We start from the raw sequence: 21,373 nt of genomic DNA, 5'->3' as shown, positions 1-21,373 counted from the left end.
GGTATAACTGGCCGCGGAGGGACCTTTTGCGCAAGGGGATCTGGGCCGCAGCCGCGGCGCTCGCGCTCGCGGCAATTGCGGTGGTCGCCATTTTCCACAACACCGTGACCCGCGTCGCGGTTGTCGCGATTTCCGGCATTGCGACGGGCTATCACATCGACATGCGCGAGCTGCGCTACGGCGGCGGCCACGCCGCATTCGTCGGTGTGCATATTTCACGCAATGGCCAAGCCGTCTTGGATGCGGACCGCATCGACGTCTCCTACGATCTGCGCGAGCTGCTGCCGGGAAGCCAGCACCGCTTTGGATTGCTCGCCATAACGATCGCCCGCCCATACATCACGCTGGTCCACTATCAAAACGGAACGTACAACATCGCGCTGCCGCCAAGCGCGGCCGCGGGGCCGGCCCACCGCCCGCACCCCTTCGCAGTGCCGATGCAAATGACCGTGCGCATCCGCGACGGGCGCGCGTCGCTCATCGATCAATACCGCTATTATAAGGAAAGCCGTTTTCAGCGCGTCGATCACATCAACGTCGACTTGGCGCTCAGCACGATCAAACGCACGCACTATGTGGCGACAGGCGATCTGGAAGACGCGGGACCGAAGCCGTTCCGCGCCGTCGGCACGATCGATTACATCAAAGGGTATGCGGTTCATCACGTCCAGGTGCGGGCGATTCCGATCCGGACGATCGGCAACTACTTCATCGATTCGCCGGCGGCGCGCATTCTGGGCGGCGTGGTGAACGGCATGGACGTGCGCATGTACGCATTCGACGTCAAGCCGAACGAGACGACGGCCTATCACATGATCGGATCAGGCTACATGGCCAAGGGATCGATGGAAGTGCGCGGGCTCGCCTCGCCGATCCGCCAGCTCAACGGCCCGATCAACATCTTCGACGGCGGTTTTGCGGCGCACAAGATGTCTGCGATCGTCGGACACATTCCGATCGCGATCGCGGGCGGCATCTTCAATTTCGTGCGTCCGCAGTTCCGGCTGGGCTTTGAAGGACGCGGCGACTTGCGCTACCTCAAAGAGATCGCCACTTTCGCCAAGGACTTGCCGGTCTACGGCGGTCTGCGTATCCACGCGCTGGTCGAAGGAAATATCGACAACCCGCTGCTGTGGATCGGCTTCGATGGAAAGCGTTTCAACTACCAAGCCGTGCCTATCGACAAACCGCGCGGCATGGTTTCGCTCTACGGAAGCGATCTCGTGATCCTACCGTTTCACGGCGAATACAGCGGCATGAGCCTACACGTGCAAGGCACGATGCAGCTCGGCGAGCACGTGACCTCAACTCTGATTCTGCACGCGTTCGGCCCGTCGAGCCGCATTCCGTATGTCGGCGCGTTGATTGCGGAGCAGCCGATCAACACCGAAGCGCTGCTCAACGGAGTGGACCTCAAGGTTCGCGCCCGCGGCTACGTCGTCTCGGTCACGCATCCCGACGACATCAACGGATTCTACAACATCGACCAATACGGCGTCGGATCGTTCGGCCCGATCGCGTTGCGCACGCCGAGCGGCGGCACCGTCGTCGCGGCGTTCGATTTGGATCGGCCTCACGGCAACAGCGCTTTTTGGGCGTCGGCGGAGAACGTCCGGCTGATTCAGCCGTCGCCGGTCGGATTGCCGGGCGTCAACATTCCGGAATTGCCGCCGATCGACGCGCACATCGAGCAGGCAAATATTGCCGGAACGGGATCCGCGGCGAACACCGTGATCGGCGGCTCCGTCGACATGTCGCCGGCGCTGATCGCCGGCATTCCGTTCCACCGCATCCACGCGCAATTCGCCGGACCGTTTGCGGACGCCGACATGAGTTCGATTCGCGCGGATGGCCCGTGGGGTGCTTTTGCGGGGCAAGGATCGGTTGCGCCGTCGGCGCTGATCGCGCGCGGACATTACTCCGGAACGCTGCAAGGCCTGCGCGCATTCATCGGAGACTTCCCGGCGCAAGGTTCGATCGACGGCGATATGGGCATTGCGCTGGCGCAGGGCAAGATCTTCGTGCAAGCGCAGAACGCCCAGCTCGGCAACGGTGCGACGATCCGCGGTATTCCGGTGCAGAGCATTTCCGGCACGATGTCGCTCGATCGCGGCGTGCTGCGCGTCTACTCTGCGCAAGCGCAAGCCGCCGGTGGCCGCGTCGTCGCCGCAGGTTCGTTCGCAACCGGGCCGACGAACGTGCCGACGCGCATGGCGATCGCAACGACGCAACTCGACGCCGGCATGCTCAAGGGTTTCGGCGTTCCGATCAGCGGGGGATCGCTGTTGGCGTTTGGTGCGATCATGCCGGGACAAGCGATCCCCGGCATCGACGCGGGCGTGGTGCTGCGCGACGGCACCGCCGCCGGCTACGGGCCATTTTCGGCGAGCGCCGAGGTCGGCATCGTCAACGATACGCTGAATATACGCAACGGCACCGCCGGAATCGGATCGACGTTCGCCAACATCGCCGGCTCGGTCGCGGGCTTGAGCTCGGGCGCGCCGCAGTACGATCTGCACGCGCAAGTTCCGGTCGGCAACATCGCGCAGATTGCGCACATCATGCGTGTGCCCACCTATAACGCCGACGGCAGCTTCCTGGCCGACGTGAACATCGCCGGCGCGGGCACAAATCCGTCGGTCGGCGGGACGGTCGGCGTTCCGGTCGGTGAAATCAACGGTCTGGGATTCTCGGACGCTTCGGGCGATCTCTCGGCGAGCCGCGGCGGAATCGCCGTGCGCAACGGCACGGCGCAGTTTACGACGACGAGGGCGAAATTTTCCGCAACCGTCAGCAAAGGCGAGACGGCGTTTGCCTTGCATTCGCGCAAAGCCGATCTCTCCGACTTCAACGACTACTTCGATACGGGCGATACGCTCGCCGGTCACGGTAATTTGGATCTCGCCTTTGCGCGGTACGACGGTTTGATCTTTACCTCCGGCGATATCGGGATCGCAAACTTGCGGTATCGCCGCTTTCCGATTGGCGACACGAACGCGCACTGGACCAGCTTGCGCGACATCCTGCACGGCAACTTAGCAGTTGGGGGAAGCCACGGCGAGCTGCGCGCCGCGGGCAGCATCGCGTTCGCGAAGACCTCCGACTTTCGCGATATGATCGTCCATTCGCGTTACAATCTCGCCGGCACGCTCAGCAATATCGATCTTGGCACGTGGCTGCCGGCATTTGGATTCTCGGATCTCCCGGTAACGGGCCGCATCGACGGCAAGCTCGCCGTGAACGGAGCCTATCCGCACCTGGGCCTGACCGGAACCGCCGCGATCACGAACGGAACGCTGGGGCCGTTGCCGATTGAACATGGCGACATCGCGGTGCGCACGACCGGTGATCGCATCGACGTGACGCGCTTAGCGTTTGCGCTGCCGGCATTGGAAGCGACCGGCAGCGGCAGCTTCGGATTCGCGGGGACCTCGCCGATGAATCTGACGGTGCACGCGACGACGGACGACCTCCCGCGCCTCGTTGCACAGGCCACCAAGAAACACATCGACGTCACGGGGAAACTGGAAACGACGCTGCAGCTCGGGGGAACGTTCCAGGCGCCGACATTTTCGGCGGCAGTGGCCGGCACGAACGTCAATGCGTACGGCATCCTGATGCCGTCGCTCGTCGGGCAGGTTGCGCTGCGCGGCAACGATCTGGTCGTCCGCAACGCGGAGTTCAGTTTTGTAAAAGGCAGTGCGGCGATCGCCGGCTCGGTGCCGATTCAGCTGCAGCCGTTTACGTTTGGTCCGCCGGCTGCGCCGATTTCGATGGACTTTTTGGCGAGCGGCGTCGACCTGTCGTCCTTCAGCGGCTTTTTGGGCAACAACACCAAACTCGGCGGCACCCTGAACGGACACATGGGCATCTCCGGCAGCGTCGGCGATCCGCGTATTCTCGGACAGCTCGCGGTGAGCGGCGGCAGCTATCGAAGCGATCTCGAAACGACACCCATCACCGACACCGTCGCGCAGATGACGTTTCTCGGTACGCACGCAACGCTCGACCGGCTGCAGGCGCGTCCGGGCAGCGGAACGCTGACGGGGTCGGGACGTCTCGACTTCGGCGGCGGCTTGCACGGCGGTCCGCTCGGATATTCGATCGCGGTGAAAACGACGCGCGCGCAGATCAACTTACCGCAGTATGGTACGTACACGCTTACTTCCAACACCACGCTGGCGCGCGTGCCGGGACAGTTGGCGACGCTCACCGGTGACGCCACGCTCACCGACTCCGTCGTGCCGTTTGCGGCCTTCTTGAAATTCGGCGGCGGATCAGGAGCCGCAAATACCGGTCCGCCGTTCAATCTCGGATTTCATTTGGCGATCACGGCGGGCAAGAACGTGCGCGTGCGCGGCGGAGGCCCGGGTATCTTTGGGCTCGACATCGGTGGCCAAGGTTCCGTCCTGCTGGCCGGCACGCTCGTTCAGCCGACGCTTTCGGGAGAGTTTAACTCGGCGGGCGGAACGTTGACCTACATCGATCATGCGTTCAAAGTGCGCAGCGGAACCGTCACGTTCGATCCGGCCAACGGCGTGATTCCGGACATCAATGCGGTTGCCACCACGCACGTCACCAACCCCGATCCGAACTCGCAGCGCAACCCGACCGGCGCCGCGGACATCACCGTCACGGTGACCGGACCGGTAACCAGCCCGCATCTCGCGTTCCAATCGGACCCGGCCGGCTATAACGAGCAGCAAATCATCGCGCTGCTGCTGCCGCTGGGCGGACTGGTCGGTCCGATCCAATTCAGCGACACGGGCGTCCCCCTGGCGCCGGGTCAACTCCCGGGCGCGCCGCCGCCGGGAACGACCGGCTTGCTGCCGCCCAACCTTTCCGTCCAGCGTGAGAACGGCGTGCTGACGGTCGGGCAGGAGGCCTTCAATATTTTCAACGCCCAGTTTGCCAGCGGCTTGCTTGCTCCGATTGAGAACGTGCTCGGCTCGACACTCGGACTCTCCGACGTGAATCTGACGCTCGACTACACCGGCAACTTCGGCGTGAACTTCCGGCGGCTGCTGGCGAAGAACTTCTACGCGCTGTACGGGACGACGCTGGGAGTCCCGATCCGGCAGACCTTCGGCTTCGTCTACCAGCCCAACACCTTCACCTCGGCGCAGTTCACGATGTTCATCCAACAGGGGCCGACGCCGCTCTTCCAATCCGGCACGCAGATTCTACAGACCAACCCGCGCGCCGCGACCGGCCAAGCCTTGCAAGGGACCAATGGCTTTACGTTCCTATATCAGCGCCTGTTTTGAGCGCGGCCCGGCGCCCGCAGGCAAGGACCACCGGGGGTGGCCGCGAACAGGCGGTGCGGGCCGAAACGGCGCGAGCGGCGGACGCGTTACGGAGCTGACGCCTCGGGCGTTGGACCACTCGTACTCTCAAGGAAGATATTGTTGATGACCTCGAGCCTCTGGGGTGCGCGCGGCGTTCTCCACCGGTGTGCCGGCATCGTCCTCACACTTGCCACCATAGCTTCGCTGCTGACGCCTACCCCCGCGATCTCGGCCACGGCGCCGACGATTGTTTCGGTCGATGTTTCCGGTAACGCGCACGTGCCCACCGCGACGATCATGAACGTGATCGCCGCCAAGCCCGGCCAGCCTTACGATCCGAGGGTCGTGCAGGCCGACCTGCAGCGCATCTTCGCGCTCGGCTATTTTTCGGACCAAGCCGCGCCGCTGATCCGCCAGCGTCCCAACGGCATCGCGATCACCTATCGCGTGATCGAAAACCCGGTCATCACGAAGATCACGTTTGACGGCAACACGCACGTGCCGGCGGACACGCTGCTGGCGCTGATGGATACGTCCGTCGGCCAAGTGCTCAACACCAACACGCTGCGGCAAGACTTTCTGAAGATCAATTCTTACTACGACCGGATCGGGTACGCCGGTCAGCTGCCCTCGCACGTCACCAACCTGAACATCGACGCGCCGACGGGCGCCGTCACGCTGGACATCAAGGAAGGCTTGACGATCAATAAGGTCATCATAGGCGGCGATCCGGTGCTGCCCAACAGCTTGATTCTGCCGGCGCTCAACGTAAAACCCGGCGTGGAATACTCCGACGCTTTGCGCGACAAGGATTATCAAGCGCTGCAGACGCTCTACCAGGACAAGTTCAACTTGATCCTCGGCGGATTCGAAGGCGGCATCGACGCCACGTCGATCGATCCTAAAGCGGGCACGGCCGACGTGAAGTACGACATCTACGTCGCCCGCGTGGGTCTGGTGCAAATCACGGGCAACACGAAGACGAAGGATCAAGTGATCCGCCGTCAGCTCGCGTTGCAGCCGGGCATGATCGTCACCAAGGCCGGCGTGCAGCGCGACCTCGAGCGGCTGAACAACACGCAGTTCTTTTCAAAGGTAGACATCAATCCGAAACAGTGCCCGGACGAGATGTCGAAAAAAGATCCGGGCTGCGTCGTCCTGGACTGGGTCGTGACCGAGCAGAAGACCGCGCAAGCCTCAATCGGCGCCGGCTACTCGGGCGGCATCACCGGTCAGGGCCTCTACGGCACGATCGGTTACACCGACAATAATCTGCACGGCACCGGCAACGGCGCCAGCTTCCAATTCGAACGCGGCGCGCGCAGCTACGTCACGCAGGCCTCGGTAACGATTCCGTATGTCGGCGGCACGCCCAAGTCGCAGCGGTACAGCTTCGGAGCGACGATCTTCGCCAACGGCTACACCTATTTTTATCCGGTCTATACGACGGCGGTCGGCAACGCCGCCAACGGCGACCCGAACGCACCGATCCCGGTCACGCTGCTGCCGAGCAGCAACTCCGCCGCAGTCACCGGCGTGGTCGCCACCAGCACGGCGAAAACCGCCGGCGCGTCGATTCAGGTCGGACGGCGGATGACCGACTCGATTCTCGCGCAGATCGGCCTGAACGTTGAAAACGTCACCAACAGCACGACCGTGCCTGCGCCGTTTTTCTTCAACTCGAATCAGCCCAACATCATCATCGGCCCGACGCCCGGACCGCTGAGCAATCTCACCAGCAATACCGGCAGCTTCGGCATTACCGCGACGTCGATCGCCAACATCAACACGGGACAGCCGTACCGGCTGAACTCGGTGACGTTCTCCGTTCAAACGATTCCGGCGGCGACGCTGGACGACATTTTCAATCCGCGCCGCGGCGGCAACGTCTCGTTCAGCGAGACGGTTTCGACGCCGTCGATCGGGTCGAACTTCCAGTTCACGCAAGGCATCCTGGACGCTACGAAGTTCTTCCCGATCCTCAAAGACTCGACGCTGGGTCTGCACGGACAGCTGCGAGCTTCGACCGGAGCGATTCCGCCAAGCGCGCTCTTCACGTTCTCCGATCAGAACTTGCGCGGTTACGATAGTGTCTTTTACGGTACGGATACGATGCTCGGGCAGATCGAGCTGCGCAAACCGTTGACCGCCGATCGGAAGTTCGGCATTGCGGTCTTCGGCGACGTGGGCGGCTGGCGCGTGCGCGGCGCGGCGCCGTTGCTGGATCCGTACACCAACAGAATCATCGGTTACCCCGGGAACTGGTCCTACCGCGGCGACATCGGCATCGGGTTTCGCTTCGACGTGCCCCAACTGGGCCTACACACGATCCGGATCGACTTTGCAAAAGGTTCGAACGGCAATCATACCAGCTTCGGCATCGGCCAAAGCTTTTAGGAGCTATGAAGAGTAAAGCAACGTTCTTGTGGGCAGCAGCCGCGTTGGCGGTGATGCTTGCCGCTCCGGCCGCACTGGCGGCCGACCTCACCGACGTCGGCTATCTGGATCAAGCCGCAGTCGGAGCGCTTCCGGAGTTCCAGCGCGCCAACGCGCAAGTGCTGCAGTATAAGAATCAACTCGACCCGCAGTTCGCCGCGGCGATGAAGCGGGCGCGCAACGACGCGGACAAGCAGCGGATCTCAGGCGAATTCCAGCAGAAGTTCCTGGACAAGCAGCGCCAAGTGCTGGGACCGCTTTTCGCGCGCGCGCAAACCGCGATCGCGCAAGTCGCGTCCAACCTGCACCTGTCCGTTGTGGTGGACAAACGCATCGTCGTCTATGGCGGGCAGAACATCACCAAGAGCGTGGTCGATCTCGTCAACGGCCCGGGACCGGTCGTGCCGCCCGCGAGCACACCGCCGCCGGCGAGCATCGGATTCGTCGATCAGTCGCAAATCGATCAACTGCCGAAGATCAAAGCGGCCAACGACAACTTCTTGAAGTTTGCCAGCGATGCGCGCCAAAGCGCCTTGCAAAAAATGCAGGCCGCCAAGAACAATCAGCAGCAACAGCAGCAGATCTTTCAGGCGTATCAGAAATCCCTTACCGACGAGCAGAATCGCACGCTGAAGCCGCTGGTGGACCAAACGCGCAGCGCGATGGCGAGCGTCGCGCAAGGGAAGCATCTGATTCTCGTGATCGACCGGGCAGACATCATTTACGGCGGAACGGACATCACTTCCGATGTCCAAAATGCGCTCAAGTAACTATGTCTTTGCAGCACTCGCAGCGGCCATCGTGACGCTGGCGGGCTGCGCGCAACCTCGCGCCGACGATCCGAACGTGCGCGGGATCGGCTACGTTCGCCTCGAGGAAGTCCTCAAGAAGCATCCGCTCTATCCGCAGCTCTCGCAGATCGACGATTCGATCGATGCGCTCGGCTTGCGATCGCTGGGCGCGGGCGCGGTGCCGCACACCAGCAAGCAGATCGCGCTGCAAACCAAAGAGTTGAACGCCGAATTGAAGGCCGCGCAGGATCGCGCCAACGGCATCTTGCGTCAGAAGCAGCAGGACTATGCGCGGCGCGAACAGGCAGCCATCTCGGCGGCGCTCGCCGCGGCCGGGCAGGGCACCAACGGCGCCGGCAGCGCGCAGGCGATGCAAAATATCTCCGCCTCGCAGGCGCAGCAAGTCACCGTCCAAGCCAATAGCGACTTCGCACAGTATCAGCAAAGCGTGATCGCGCAATCCAACGCCGCGCTGCAGTCGATCGGCGCGCAACTGAGCGCGCGGGCCGACCGCGCGTTTGCGCAGCGCGCGACGCAGCTGCAGGAGCGCGAATCGCAACTCTCGCTCGAACTCTCGCAGCAGGACGCGAACAAGCGCCTGCAACTGCGCCTGAAGTTGAACGGTCTGGCGTTGCCCGACGCCACCCGCAAACAATACCGGGACGAGTTGGCGGCGCTCGATCAGCGCGAAGCCGCCGTTGTTTCGGCGCAGCGCACGCGCGATCAGAAGACGCTGATGGCCTACCGGGCGCAACTCAACAGCCAAGTCCAAGGCGAGATGGCCACGCAGTCGGCGAAGATTCACGCGGATACGCAAGCCAAGCTGCAGACGCGGCGCAACGAAGTCTCCCAACAAGTTGCATCGCAGCTGCAGGGGCTGCGGCCGGCGGCGGTGCCCTCGAATCTGCCGGCGGCGACTCGCGACAAGCTCGCGCAGATCGACCGTACCTTCAAATCGCAATTCCAAGCCGAAGCGCAGAAGACCATCGCGCAATACCAGGCAACCAAAGCCGATCTGGACGCGCGGTATGCCGAACTCCAAGGAGCCGACGCGACAGCGGTCGGCGCGGCGCACACGCAGCTGGGTCAACTCCAGCGCGAGCGCGACGATCTCTACAATAAGATGGTGGAACAGATAAAACGCGACGCCGGAACAGTGGCGGCCAAGCGCGGATTGCAGGTCGTTTTGGTGAATATCGAGGCCGCGCCGGGCGGCATCGATCTGACCGGCGACGTCGAAAAGGACATCGAGAGTCTACACGAGTGAAAAAACAATTTGTATTGATTGCCGCCCTGGCGGCGGCTGCCCTCAGCGGATGCGCCGGCGGGGGAGGTCCCATAGGTCTGGTTGACGTGCAGCGGCTGACGAATAATTGGCCGCAGTACACGAACGCGCAAAACCAGTTGATGGCCGATCAGCGCGCGATCGCCTCGGGCAAGGGCTCGAACTCCGCCAAGCAGCGCCAGATCGCGCAGCTCCAGCAGCGGTACGCGCAGATCTCCAATCAGCTCGTCTCGCAAGTCAAAGACGCAGCTGCGAAGGTCGCGCAGCAGAAGCAGCTCTCGCTGGTTGTGACGCGCGAGTTTGTCGGTTACGGTGGAACCGACATCACGCCGGACGTCGAAAAGATTCTCGGCATCACCGAAAAGCCGACGCCGACACCCTAGTGCTTGGCACGCTCGGCCAGCTGGCGCAACGGGTCGGCGGCCGCGCAATCGGCGACGACACGTTGGCGGTCGGACGCATCACGGCGATCGACGACGGCGACGCCGACGCGCTGACCTTCGCGACGACGCCGGCGTATCTCGAAGCGGCGCTCAAGTCTCGCGCGGGTGCGGTGCTCGTCGACGAAGCGCTGCTCTCTCCCGAACGGCAGAAGAATCCGGAGAAACCGCTCATCGCGGTTGCGAGCGCGCGCGCAGCGTTGGCGGCGCTGCTGCAAGCTTTCGAACGGCCGCGCAAGCGCGGACCATTTCACCATCCGAGTGCGGTTGTGGACGATCGCGCGGCCGTCGGGCCTGACGTCTACATCGGTCCCGGCGTCGTCGTCGGCGCGGGCGCGCGTATCGGCGCGCGCACCGTGCTCGAAGCGCACGCGTACGTCGGAAACGATGCGGCGATCGGCGCCGACGGGCTGCTGCATCCGCACGCCTCCATTCTCGACGGCTGCGTTGCGGGCGATCGCGTTATCTTGCATTCAGGATCGGTCATCGGCAGCGACGGTTTCGGCTACGTGTTCGTCGACGGGCGTTTCGAACATATTCCGCAGGTCGGCAACGTCGTGCTCGGCGACGACGTCGAGATCGGCGCGAACACGTGCGTCGATCGCGCGCAGACCGGCAGCACGCAGATCGGCGACGGCACGAAGATCGACAACCTTTGCCAGATCGGACACAACTGCCGCATCGGAAAACATTGCGGACTTGCGGCGCAGGTAGGTTTAGCTGGCAGCACCATCCTGGGCGATTACGTGCTCGTCGGCGGACAAGCCGGATTCTCGGGGCATCTTAGCGTCGGATCGCGCGCCAAGATCGGCGGCGGCAGCGAGGTTTGGAAAGACGTTCCCGAGGATGCATTCTTCAGCGGCGTTCCGGGACGGCCGCACGCCGAGCAAATGCGCAGAGAGGTCATGATTCGCAACCTGCCTAAGCTCGTTGCCCGTGTCGATGCGCTCGAAAAACTCCGTGACGCATTACCAGACGACGCTCCGTGAACCGGTCGCGTTTGAAGGCGTAGGGTTACACTCCGGCGCGCCGTGCCGCGTCGAGATCCGGCCGGCTGAGCCGGATAGCGGATTGCGATTCGTCAGCGGCGGCGTTGAGATTCCGGCACTCGCCGAATATGTCGTCGAAACCGCGCGCGCCACAGTCGTCGGAAAAGACGGCGTCACAATTTCCACAGTCGAACACGTGCTCGCGGCCCTCTTCGGTATGGGCGTCGCCAACGCGGAACTGCGCGTCGACGGCCCGGAGATTCCCGTGACCGACGGCAGCGCCAAAATCTTCGCCGACGGTATCGCCGCCGCCGGCATTACCGCGCAACGCGAACTACGCGAACGTTTCATTCCGGCGACGCCGGCATTTGCGCGCGACGGCGACCGGCTGATCCTCGTCTTACCGGCGGCCGCGTTTCGCGTGAAATTCGTCGCCGACTTCGCACCGCCGATCGGCACGCAGTACTTTGACGGTGAGATCGGCAGCGAGGCGTTCATGCAAGAGATCGCGGGCGCGCGCACGTTCGGCTATCTGCACGAAGTGGAAGGGTTGCTCAAGCGCGGTCTCGCGAAAGGCGGGACGCTAGAAAATGCTCTGGTCTTTGCACCGGACGGCCCGATGCAGCCGCTGCGTTGGGACAACGAACCTGTGCGCCACAAGGTGCTCGATTTGCTCGGCGACTTTGCGCTGCTGGGCGCCTGGCCGCAGTGCGAAGTCGTTGCGATCAAGAGCGGCCACAAACTCCATTGCATCTTAACCGCGCAGCTGCGCCGCGAGATCAGCGGTCAGGCGCCGGCCGCAAAGGCGAGCTCCTGATGGCCGAACTCGACATCCGGCAAATCATGGAGATCCTGCCGCATCGCTATCCGCTGCTGCTTGTCGACCGCATTTTGGAACTGGAGCCCGGCGTGCGCGCGCGCGGCTTCAAGAACATCACCAACAACGAGCCGGTCTTCACCGGACACTTTCCGGGCAATCCGGTTTTGCCGGGCGTCTACATGATCGAAGCGCTTGCGCAATTGGGCGGGTGCGTGGTGCTCGAGCCCGGCGAGTTCTCGCGTAAGATTCCGTATCTGGCCGGAATCGATCGCGCCAAGTTCCGGCGCCCGGTTGTGCCCGGCGACTGCTTTATGATGGAAGCAACGCTGATCAAGCACAAGCGCAACATCGGCTGGGTGCAAGCCGAAGGCCGCGTCGGCAACGAATTCGCGGTCTCGGCCGAACTGATGTTTTCGATCTCTTCCGACCCGCGGCTGCTCGGCTACGACGCAACCGTATTGCACACTTGAAATCCTTAAGAAGTTGGCAGGCGGAGGGGGACCCCGCCGGCTTTGCCGGTGGGGGGCGGCGCAGCGCGCAGCGCGGAGCGCCTGTTAGAAAGTGATCCATCCGACCGCAATAGTTCACCCGAACGCCAACGTCGACCGCGGCGTGGAGATCGGTCCGTATTGCATCGTCGGCGAAAACGTCGCGATTGGGCGCGGCTCCATCTTGCAGTCGCACGTCGTGATCAACGGCTGGACGACGATCGGTGAAGAGTGCAAGATCTTTCCGTTCGCGACCATCGGAGCTGCATCGCAAGATAAGAAATATCTCGGCGAGCGAGCGTATACGCGCGTCGGCAGCCGGACGATCGTGCGCGAGTACGTCAGCATCCAGCGGGCGACCGGCGAAGATCAGGTGACGTCGGTCGGCGACGACTGTCTGTTTTTGGCGTACGTGCACATCGCGCACAACTGCGTGATCGGCAACAGCGTCACCATGAGCAACCTCGCGCAACTGGCGGGACACTGCGTGGTCGAAGACAACGCGCTGATCGGCGGCATGACGGCGCTGCATCAATTCACGCGTGTCGGTCAATACGCGATGGTCGGCGGCGCCAGCCGGCTCACCCGCGACGTGCCGCCGTTTTTCTTGGTCGCCGGCAATCCCGCGGAGCCGTACGGACTCAACAGCGTGGGTCTGCGCCGCGCCGAGTTCTCGCCCGAGGAACGCTCGGAGATAAAGGCGTTTTATAAGATTCTCTACGGCTCGAAGCTGAATCTGTCGCAAGCGATCGAGACTATGAAGGCCCAAGCCACGACCGATTCGGGCCGCCACATCATCGCATTTCTCGAGGGCGAATCGCAGCAAGGCATCCTCTTAAAGTAGGATGCGCTACTTTTTCTCGACGGGCGAAGCCTCGGGCGAACTGACGGCGGTCGCGCTCGCCGAAGCGATCGCGCGCGTCGATCCGCACGCTGAGTTTGAGGGAATCGGTTCGGCGCGGATGCGCGCGGCGGGTTTCCGTATCCGTCACGACACCGCGGGATGGGCGAGCATGGGTCCGCTAGCGGCGCTTCCGCGGATTCCGAAACTCCTGTTCAACGGTTTGGAGGCTGCGGCGCACATCATGCGCGTGAAGCCGGACCTCGTCGTCCTGGTCGATTTCGGTGCGTTCAACGTGCGCTTGGCGCGGCTGCTGCGTACGTTGCGGTACCGCGGTGCGATCCTCGACGTTTTTCCGCCCGGAACCTGGCTCGACGATCCGAAACGCGCACGGAGTATTGCGGAAGCGGCCGTGCCGCTCACTGCTTTTGCGCATCAGCGCGATTTCTTTGTGTCGCTGGGCTTACCGATTGCGTATTTCGGCCATCCGCTGGCCTCGCGCTATGCGATGCGCACCGCGCGGCCGGCGCCGCCGCAAGACGGCGGCACGATCGCGCTGCTGCCCGGCAGCCGCGGCAGCGAGCTGCGTTATCACGTTCCGCTGCTGCTGCGCGCGTATCGCTTGCTCAAAGCAAAACGGCCGAACCTGCGCGCAATCGCGGGTCCGGGCGACGAACGCTCCGAGCGGTTCATTCGGGAATTCGCCGCGCGCGAGGGAGCGAACGATGTCGAATACGCGCGCGGGACGCTGGCGGCGATCGCGCAGGCGGATGCGGCATTCGTTTCGTCGGGCACGGCGGTCTTGGAATGCGCCCTCACCGGCGTACCGGTCGTCGTTCTCTACGTCGTGGCGCCGCAGCTCGAGAAGTACGCGCAACGTGTGCGCGCCGGACGTTTCATCGCGCTGCCCAACCTCGTGATGAAGCGCCGCATCGTTCCCGAATACTTGCAAGAGCAAGCGACGCCCGAACACTTGGCCGATGAGATGGAGCGCGTGTTGCGCGACCCGGCCAGGCAATACGGCGAGTTTCTCGCGCTGCGCGAAGCGCTCGGGCCGGCGGATGCGATCGATCGCTGCGCGGCCTTTGCCGTCGAGTTGGCGAAGGGCGCAACGCACTGATGCGTATCTATCACACGTCCGATCTGCACGACCACCGCGGAATCGTTCCGCGCCTGCAGTCGCTGCGTCAAGCCGCGCCGGGCCTGCTCTTCGACTGCGGCGATTCGCTGCGCGGCAGCCAAACGGTGTACCATCGCCGCGAGCCGATCATCGCGGAGATCGACGCCGCCGGTTACGACGCGCAAGCGATCGGCAATCGCGAGTTTCACTACCTCTTCGGCTGTCTGCGCGCGCGCGCGGCGCAGATGCATCATCCGCTGATCTGCAGCAACCTGATCGATCTGAAGGGCAGGGAACTTCCGTTCCGCAGGTTTTATACCATCGAGAATGCCGCGCCGGGCGGCACCCCGGTGCGCGTTCACATCGCGGCGCTGCTGGTCACGCAATATCCGGCGGGCAGTCCATGGGAACGCGTCTTCGGCTGGCGGTTTTTGGATCCGCAGACGGTGGTGCGCGAGTTCGCGCAGCAGGTTCCGCCGGGCGACATGCTCGTCGTCCTTTCGCACTTGGGATTACGGCGCGACCGCGAACTGGCGGCCGCCAATCCGCGCATCGATCTGTTGCTGGGCGGTCACAGCCACGATACGCTCGAGCAGCCCGAAGTCGTCGGCGGCGTGCCGATCGTGCATGCGGGCCCGTACGGCCAATACGTTTCGCAGAGCGACGTCGAGTTCGATCTCGCCCGCGGGCGCTGGGCGCTCTCGGACTTTGCGCTGATACCGCTGCTGGCCGCGGCATGAACGTTTTGTTCGTTTCAAACGGCCACGGCGAAACGGCGATCGCCGCGCGCATCGCGTCGCAGCTGCGGCAACTCATGCCGGCAATCCGATGCGATCATCTTGCGCTCGTCGGCGATGCGTGGCAGCTCGATTCCCTTCAGGAGGTCGGTCCGCGACGTGCGATGCCCAGCGGCGGTTTGATTGCGATGGGAAATCTGGGCAACATCGCGCGGGACCTCGGCGCGGGGTTAGCCGGCTTGACGATCGCGCAGTGGCGGTTCTTGCGTTCGGTGCGTGGAGAATACTCGGTGATCGTTGCCGTCGGCGACGTGCTGGCGCTGGTGATGGCGTTGCAAGCCCGCGCGCGCGCGACGGTTTTTGTCGGCACGGCCAAGAGCGTGCACGTCGCTTCTTACGGACGCTTCGAACGCTCGATCATCCGCAAGGCGCAGGCGGTCTTCGTTCGCGATGCCGCGACCGCGCAGGATTTGCAGTCCTCGGGCATTGCGGCGGTTCCCGCGAATGTCATCGCCGATCTCGGCGATCGCGGCAAGGCGGCGCAGCTGCCCGGTAACGGCGCGACGCAGCTGGCAATCTTTCCGGGAAGCCGCGACTCCGCGTACGAAGACGCGCGCTTTCTCTTGGCCGTCGTCCGGCGCGTCGCGCAGGACGATCCGAACGTGCGAGCAGTCCTCTCGATCGCGCCGGCCTTGCAAGCCGAGCGTTTTGCAGAGTTGCTGCGAGCCGACGGATGGCGCGTCGAGCGGCGAGACGATCCGCACGTGCCGTTCGCCGCGTTCGATGACGGCCGCGAATTGGTGACCACGTGGACGGGGCCGGGCGAGGCGATGCTTTCCGCCGCGCAACTGGTTCTCGGTCAGGCGGGGACCGCCAACGAAGCTGCGGCCGCTGCCGGAATTCCCGTCATCGCGTTCGTGCCGAGCCGCGAGCGAAAGAAATGGTACCGGCGCCGCCAAGCGCAGCTGCTCGGCGACGCGCTGCTGATCGTGCCGCGTGACGTCGTGGAAGGCGCGCGCGCAGCCGGCGACCTGTTACGCGATCCGCAGCGGCGCAAAGAAATGGCGCAAGCCGGGCGCGAGCGCATGGGTCCGCCCGGTGCGGCGCGCACCATCGCCGAACGGATCGTTCAACTGTGCGCCTAACGCGTTTTCTGCCGGCGGCGTTCGCGGTGACGAATTTCGTCATACCGTTTTTCCCGGCGTTCATCACGCTGACGGCCGTCACCGTGCCGGGCGTTTCGCTCGTACCGCGATGGTTCGCCATAGCGCTCCTGGTGCTGATGGCGTTTGTCGCCTTGTACGCAACCGCGACGCTGCTCGTTCCGCCGCGGGAAACGCCGCCGACCATGTGGCCGCTGCTTGTATGGCTCGGTGCGGCGCTGCTCTCCGCGATGCTCGGTTTCGATCCGCGCAACGGATTGCTTTTCATCGCGATCTTCGGTCTCGCGCTGATCTGGCATCTTACGATACTGCGCTACTATCGAGCGCCCGGCGTGAGCCGCGCGATCTTCGCGAGTTACTTAATCTCGGGCGGCCTAGCTTCGCTGGCAGCGATCGTTATGGTGGCAACGCGGCTGCCGGTCGCGCAGTACGCGATCGGACACGGACGGGCGATCGGCACGTTCATTCTCTCCGGCGAGTTAGCCGGGTATCTGATCATTTTTCTTCCCATCGCGTTTGCGGTAGCGCGCGTTTCGATCGATGCACGCATGCGCGCGCTGGCGTGGAGTGCGCTGGCGGTTGGAGCGATCGCGTTCGTCCTGACGATTTCTCGCGCGGGCTGGATTGGTTTAGCGGCGGCAATTGCGTTTTACATCTTCGTAGGCGGTCACGTCCGGCGCCGGTACGCGCCGCTTATTTTGCTCGCCGGACTGGCAGCGGTGCTCGTCGTTTTTAACGTCCGCCACAACCCGTCCGAGAATTACACGCGGCTGTCGATCTGGCAAGCCGGCATCCAGATCGTGCTTCGTTTTCCGCTCACCGGCGTCGGGCCGTTCGAGTTCGCGCGCATCTACCCGCTCGTGCGCCTGCCGGACGGCGATGCGACCGCCTTCCACGCGCACAGTTTTCTCTTGACGATACTTGCCGAGACCGGATTGATCGGACTGCTGGCTGTGGTGTTTGCGTGGTGGCGCTTCGTGCTCGAGCTGCTCAAGCGTCTGCGCGGCGCTTCGCCCGCCAACGCGACCATCGCATTGGCGGTTGCGGCGGGACTCGTGGGCACGTGGGTGCAAGGCCTCATCGACACGGTGAGCGTCGTGATCTTCGGCCTGTGGCTGCCGTCGATGGCGCTTGCGCTGGTCACCGCCACTAACGGCCTTGAGGAGCAGCCGCGATCGCCATCATGAAGTTCACAGCTACGCTTGCACTTGCGGCCGCCTTGCTGGCGGGATGCAATCCGCAGCCGCAGCATGCGCAGCGCGCCGAAGTCGCAACACCGACGCCGGCGTCGGGTTTGCCGCCGCTGAAGATCACGGGCCGCGGCAATGCCGGCGCTCCCGCGCGATTCTCCGAACAGTCCGGTAACCGCAAATTGTATGAGGGGACGGCGCGATCGTACGTCAGCCACTCGGCGCAGAACATGGCGCAAGCCACCTTTGCCGAGGCGACCGTGACGTTCTACGACAAAGACGGAACGTCGCTGACCGCCATGGCGCCGCAAGCTGCGGTTGACGATCGCACCAATCAAGTGACGCTTTCGGGCGGCGTGCACGCGAAGACGAGTACCGGCGCAACGCTGACGTGCGACCGGCTTGCATACGATCGCGCGACGAGCTTGGTGACCGGCACCGGAAACGTTCGCATGACCGCATTCCAGAACGGACAGCGTGAAGTCTTGACGGGAAATACGTTTACATCGGACATAAAACTGACGCGTATGGTGATGAAATGACGGCGGCCACGCAGGTGCGGGCGCGCGAGATCAGGATGCGCGACCTGAAGAAGCGTTATGGTGAGCGCGACGTCGTGGACGGCGTCAGCGCGGAAGTCGGCGCCAACGAGATCGTCGGCCTGCTCGGCCCCAACGGAGCCGGCAAGACCACGACCTTCTACATGGTCGTCGGTTTGGTCAAACCCGACGGCGGCTCCGTGCTGCTCGAAACGGCCGACGGCGAGATCGATCTCACGTCGGCGCCGATGTATCAGCGATCGCGCCGGGGCATCGGTTACCTGGCGCAAGAGAATTCGATCTTTCGCAAACTCTCGGTCGGCGACAACATCCGCCTGATTTGGGAGATGCATGGCGTAACGCGCGAGGAACAAGAGCGGCGCTTGGGTCCGCTGCTCGAGGAGTTCGGGTTGCTGCATCTGATCGACGCGCGCGGCGACAGCCTTTCGGGCGGCGAGCGCCGCCGCGTCGAAATCGCGCGTGCGCTGGCCACGGAGCCGGCGTTCCTTTTGCTCGACGAACCGTTTACCGGCATCGATCCCATCGCGGTCGCCGACATTCAAATGATGATTCGCCAGCTGCGCGATCGCGGGCTGGGCATCTTGATCACGGATCATCAGGTTCGTGAAACGCTGGCGATCGTCGATCGCGCCTACATTCTCAATAACGGTAAGATAGAAGTCTCGGGAACGGCGCAGGAAGTGCTGGACAGTCCGGTCGCGCGCAAGTTTTATCTGGGCGAAGGATTCCGCCTTTGAGCCAAGCCGCCGGGCCGGCATTTGCGCCCAGGATCACCATTCTCGACCGGTACATGCTCGGCGAACTCGTCGGGCCGTTTCTGTTTGGGCTTTCCGCCTTCACGCTGATCTTCGCCGCCACGCAGATCATCGCGATCGGCCGCGCGGTCTCCGAAGCGCACGCGCCGCTGTGGGCGGCAATCGAGGCGTTTCTCTGGCAACTGCCGTCAATGGTCGTGCTGACGATTCCGATGGCGCTCTTACTGGGAACGCTGCTGGCGATTCAGCGTCTCTCCGGCGAGAGCGAGATCACCGCAATGAAAGCCGGCGGCATTACGTTTCTGCGCATTATCATGCCCTTGCTGGTCGCCGGTTTCGTCCTCTCACTCGTGACGCTGGTCTTGCAAGAAGCCGTCGTGCCTTACGCGCAAGCGCAGTTCACCGTCATTGAAAACACGGTGATCAATCACACTAGTCCGTTTGCCAGCGGCACGACGGTGAATGCCCCGCTGCCGGGCGGCGGCCATCAGATTACATTCTTCAGCGCGTACGATTCGCATACGCACGCGCTCTTACAGGTCACGCTGGTGCAATACGATCGCGCCGGCAATCCAACGCAGATCGTCTTTGCGGACCGGGCGGATTTTGCGGCCGACAAATGGACGCTCGACAACGCGCGCATCTACCGTTTCAGCGGCCAGAACGGCCAGACGATCTTGGGGTCGCAGACGCCTTCCCTGCAGGTCGAGCTGGGCCAGAATCCGGCCGAGATCGCCAAGCGCGCCGCGGGCAACAACCCGCTGAACATGAGCCGGGCCGAGATTGCCGAAATCATCAGCACCGGACAGCTCACTCCTTCCGAGCTGAGCAAATATTGGATGGCCTATCAAGAAAAACTCGCGCAGCCGTTTGCCTGTTTTGTGTTCACGCTGATCGCCGTGCCGTTCGGCATCCGTTCGGTGCGCGGCGGCGGGAGCGCGAGTTTGGGTTTCGGCTTGGCGGTCCTGATCGTATTCATCTACTACATCGTGCAGACGGTATTTTCGTACGTCGGTGAAGCGCTGCCGGTGATCGCCGCGCTGGCCGCCTGGATGCCGAACCTCATCTTCACGTTCATCGGCGCGCAGCGGCTGCGCCGGGCGGCGATGGTTTAATGCAAGCCATCGATCTGCTGCGCGGCACCGGGATCGTCATCTTCATCGTCGCGCTCGCGGGCGTGATCGCCTATGCCGGCGATCGCATCGGGCATCAAGTCGGCCGCAAGCGCCTGACGATCTTCAACATCCGTCCGCGCTACACGTCCACCCTGATCGCGGTAGCGACCGGCATGATCATCGCGCTCGTCGTCACGCTGGCAGCCATCTTTGCTTTCAACGAAGTCAAGACGGCGTTTTTCCAGTTGAATCAGATCAATGCGGAGATCCTCGCGGCGCAAACGCGCGCGAAACAGCTCGAGAGCAAAGTCAACGAAGGGAAACTCGTCATCGCGTTCGGCACGCCGTTGGGCAACGGCGCGGTGCGGATTCCCGCGGGCGCATCACCCGAGCTGCGCCGGCAGCTCGTGCAGCAGCTGTACGATCAAACCGTGTCCTACGTCAACCGCGTGTACGCGCCGCTGGGGCTGAAGCCGTTCAAGCCGCCGGCCAACGTGCCGAAGATTCTGAGTGACTATGCGGACTCCGTAGAGATGCGGGCGGATTTGGCGGAAGGCGATGTCCTGGTTGTGGCGGCCGCCGACCAGAATCTTTATCTGGACGATCCGATCCACTTTGGCTTAACGAAGCCCATTCCGGATCGGTTGATGTACCGGCGCGGCGACGCGATTGCCCAAGAGACGGTGCCGGCCGGAAAAAATGTGAGTGCGCAGTTGGCATTGGCCGAGCTGCTGGGAACGTTCGTTCCTCAAAAAGCCGCTCGCGACGGATTTCCGCCGTATTTCGTTCGCAACGTTGTGCCCGTACAGACGATACCGCCGAATCCCGCGCAGATGCAGACCATCCTCGCGAACGGGTCCGGTACCTACGTCATGACCGCGTTCGCAGCGGCCGATATCTACCCACACACGTTCGGCTTGCCGGTCGTCGTCGTGCTCCAGAAGATTCCATGAGCCCGGCGGTTCTCGGGATCGATCCGGGAACGCGCAAGGTCGGCTTTGCTTTGGTAACCGATGCGACGTCGCCGGCGCTGGCGATGGGAATCGAGTCGCTCGATGCGCTGTCCGGGCGGCTTGAGGCGTTGGTGGCCGCGCACCCCTTGCGAGCCGTTGCCCTGGGGAGCGGAACCAACGCGGCCGCGCTGCGGACGCTCTTGGAGCGCCTGGGGGCCCCCGTTTACGAGATCGACGAAACCGATACGAGCTACCGGGCGCGGGCCCTGTACTTTGCCGACCATCCCCCTCGAGGCTGGCGGCGGCTGGTGCCCCTGGGCCTCCAAGTCCCGCCCCGGGCCATCGACGACTACGCGGCCCTGCTGATTGCCCGCCGCTATGCCAAAACGGGGTTTTGAGCCG

At 63.5% G+C, this 21,373-nt stretch carries 18 protein-coding genes; all 18 read left to right on the top strand.

Annotated elements, in window-relative coordinates; translation table 11 throughout:
• Positions 1-26 precede the first annotated feature (26 nt).
• The 18 genes from VFO29_11190 to VFO29_11105 all read left to right on the top strand — a co-directional run bounded on the left by VFO29_11190 (position 27) and on the right by VFO29_11105 (position 21,369).
• Complete coding sequence (locus VFO29_11190) at positions 27-5,267, top strand: translocation/assembly module TamB domain-containing protein (protein HET9394068.1); 5,241 nt, start codon at positions 27-29, stop codon at positions 5,265-5,267.
• Positions 5,268-5,411: 144 nt separating this feature from the next.
• Positions 5,412-7,685, top strand: a complete 2,274-nt coding sequence (locus VFO29_11185) for a POTRA domain-containing protein (GenBank protein ID HET9394067.1) — start codon at positions 5,412-5,414, stop codon at positions 7,683-7,685.
• Positions 7,686-7,690: 5 nt separating this feature from the next.
• Entirely contained in the window at positions 7,691-8,494 is an 804-nt protein-coding gene (locus tag VFO29_11180; protein ID HET9394066.1) for an OmpH family outer membrane protein, read from the top strand.
• A complete protein-coding gene (locus VFO29_11175) occupies positions 8,481-9,782 on the top strand; it encodes a hypothetical protein (protein HET9394065.1) in 1,302 nt (433 codons plus the stop codon). Before VFO29_11180 ends, VFO29_11175 begins: the two co-directional genes overlap by 14 nt.
• Positions 9,779-10,183, top strand: coding sequence for a hypothetical protein (locus VFO29_11170; GenBank protein ID HET9394064.1), 405 nt, complete (start codon positions 9,779-9,781; stop codon positions 10,181-10,183). Before VFO29_11175 ends, VFO29_11170 begins: the two co-directional genes overlap by 4 nt.
• Positions 10,183-11,229 (top strand): UDP-3-O-(3-hydroxymyristoyl)glucosamine N-acyltransferase, encoded by a 1,047-nt coding sequence (lpxD, locus tag VFO29_11165; GenBank protein HET9394063.1) that lies wholly within the window; start codon positions 10,183-10,185, stop codon positions 11,227-11,229. Before VFO29_11170 ends, lpxD begins: the two co-directional genes overlap by 1 nt.
• On the top strand, positions 11,201-12,046 hold the full coding sequence (lpxC, locus tag VFO29_11160; GenBank protein ID HET9394062.1) for a UDP-3-O-acyl-N-acetylglucosamine deacetylase: 846 nt from the start codon (positions 11,201-11,203) through the stop codon (positions 12,044-12,046). The genes lpxD and lpxC overlap by 29 nt, the downstream gene beginning before the upstream one ends.
• Positions 12,046-12,519, top strand: a complete 474-nt coding sequence (fabZ, locus tag VFO29_11155; protein HET9394061.1) for a 3-hydroxyacyl-ACP dehydratase FabZ — start codon at positions 12,046-12,048, stop codon at positions 12,517-12,519. Before lpxC ends, fabZ begins: the two co-directional genes overlap by 1 nt.
• 91 nt (positions 12,520-12,610) lie before the next feature.
• Positions 12,611-13,381 (top strand): acyl-ACP--UDP-N-acetylglucosamine O-acyltransferase, encoded by a 771-nt coding sequence (gene lpxA, locus VFO29_11150; GenBank protein ID HET9394060.1) that lies wholly within the window; start codon positions 12,611-12,613, stop codon positions 13,379-13,381.
• 1 nt (position 13,382) lies between these two features.
• On the top strand, positions 13,383-14,498 hold the full coding sequence (locus VFO29_11145; GenBank protein ID HET9394059.1) for a hypothetical protein: 1,116 nt from the start codon (positions 13,383-13,385) through the stop codon (positions 14,496-14,498).
• Complete coding sequence (locus VFO29_11140) at positions 14,498-15,238, top strand: metallophosphoesterase (protein HET9394058.1); 741 nt, start codon at positions 14,498-14,500, stop codon at positions 15,236-15,238. The genes VFO29_11145 and VFO29_11140 overlap by 1 nt, the downstream gene beginning before the upstream one ends.
• Entirely contained in the window at positions 15,235-16,380 is a 1,146-nt protein-coding gene (locus VFO29_11135; protein ID HET9394057.1) for a lipid-A-disaccharide synthase-related protein, read from the top strand. The genes VFO29_11140 and VFO29_11135 overlap by 4 nt, the downstream gene beginning before the upstream one ends.
• On the top strand, positions 16,371-17,585 hold the full coding sequence (locus VFO29_11130; protein ID HET9394056.1) for an O-antigen ligase family protein: 1,215 nt from the start codon (positions 16,371-16,373) through the stop codon (positions 17,583-17,585). Before VFO29_11135 ends, VFO29_11130 begins: the two co-directional genes overlap by 10 nt.
• Entirely contained in the window at positions 17,582-18,130 is a 549-nt protein-coding gene (lptC, locus tag VFO29_11125) for an LPS export ABC transporter periplasmic protein LptC (GenBank protein HET9394055.1), read from the top strand. Before VFO29_11130 ends, lptC begins: the two co-directional genes overlap by 4 nt.
• Positions 18,127-18,885 (top strand): LPS export ABC transporter ATP-binding protein, encoded by a 759-nt coding sequence (lptB, locus tag VFO29_11120; protein HET9394054.1) that lies wholly within the window; start codon positions 18,127-18,129, stop codon positions 18,883-18,885. Before lptC ends, lptB begins: the two co-directional genes overlap by 4 nt.
• The gene (locus tag VFO29_11115) at positions 18,882-20,018 is read left to right on the top strand and encodes an LptF/LptG family permease (protein ID HET9394053.1); all 1,137 of its coding nucleotides are present in this window, start codon (positions 18,882-18,884) and stop codon (positions 20,016-20,018) included. The genes lptB and VFO29_11115 overlap by 4 nt, the downstream gene beginning before the upstream one ends.
• On the top strand, positions 20,018-20,971 hold the full coding sequence (locus VFO29_11110; GenBank protein ID HET9394052.1) for a DUF3084 domain-containing protein: 954 nt from the start codon (positions 20,018-20,020) through the stop codon (positions 20,969-20,971). Before VFO29_11115 ends, VFO29_11110 begins: the two co-directional genes overlap by 1 nt.
• On the top strand, positions 20,968-21,369 hold the full coding sequence (locus tag VFO29_11105; protein HET9394051.1) for a hypothetical protein: 402 nt from the start codon (positions 20,968-20,970) through the stop codon (positions 21,367-21,369). Before VFO29_11110 ends, VFO29_11105 begins: the two co-directional genes overlap by 4 nt.
• Positions 21,370-21,373 lie beyond the last annotated feature (4 nt).

The organism is Candidatus Rubrimentiphilum sp. (assembly GCA_035710515.1).
Lineage (GTDB): Bacteria > Vulcanimicrobiota > Vulcanimicrobiia > Vulcanimicrobiales > Vulcanimicrobiaceae > Rubrimentiphilum.
The sequence above is the reverse complement of the archived record's forward strand: the minus strand, read 5'-3'. Positions and strand labels throughout refer to the sequence as shown.